Origin of the sequence: uncultured Algibacter sp. (assembly GCF_947495925.1) — a bacterium.
Taxonomy (GTDB): Bacteria; Bacteroidota; Bacteroidia; order Flavobacteriales; family Flavobacteriaceae; genus Algibacter_E.
This window is the reverse complement of the sequence record NZ_CANMAU010000028.1, coordinates 1-818: the sequence shown is the minus strand read 5'-3', so window position 1 is coordinate 818 and position 818 is coordinate 1. Positions and strand designations below refer to the sequence as shown.

The window sequence follows — 818 nt, the reverse complement described above, 5'->3', positions numbered from 1 at the left end:
TTCGGAATTTTCTCGCGTTCGTTTTTGTTTACTAAATTAGTTGCTTAAACACGCAACTAACCATACACAAAACCGTTGGCATTCATTTATGACAAAACCGCAAAGTTATTTACTAATTCTGATTTTACTCATAATTGGATGTTCTAAAAAGAGAACATCTGAATTAAACGGAGTTTGGTACAATTTGGACTCAACGGAAAATGAAAGATATTACGAAGCTCATATAACTGACACAGGATTCGTGGTTGTTTATCAAAGCGGATTGAGCTATTTATCATCTTATGAATTCAAATCTGACACGCTGATTCAATATTTGAGAGACCCTTTCTCTAACCGAAAGATAATTGACACTTTGAAATTTCAAGTGGAACAAAAAAAGGATTCATTCAAAATGGTGAATTTAATAAACGGAAAAGCTAATTCGAAATGGACTAAAATTCCGAATTTAGAGCCTTTTGAATTCTATGAAAACCAATCTGTGGACACTTTTGCATTAGGATTTAGGGAAAGATATTTTAAAAACTATGTTTCAAAATATGTTCCTGAAAACTATGTGAATTCGACAATGGAATATTTTGATTTAGATTGGAGTTTGAAAAAAGAATAAAAAACGAAATGCCAACAATGTATAAAAATAATGCGTAAGTTTATTCCTCAATCAAAAGTCTGTGCTTGTTTGCTTGCATCTGATTTTCCTTCGGAAAATCAGCCTCTCTCAAATCCGCACTATCCTTATACGAGAACGTTGGCAATAATTTAAAAATCAACGTCAAATTCAACTAATTTAGAAAATTTTTGATATGAAAACAATCAAAAGA

The 818-nt window shown here is 31.3% G+C and carries 1 protein-coding gene; it reads left to right on the top strand.

What is annotated here, in order from left to right; genetic code table 11:
* Positions 1-88: 88 nt before the first annotated feature.
* Entirely contained in the window at positions 89-607 is a 519-nt protein-coding gene (locus Q0857_RS16870) for a hypothetical protein (RefSeq protein ID WP_298538074.1), read from the top strand.
* The last annotated feature ends 211 nt before the right edge of the window (positions 608-818 follow it).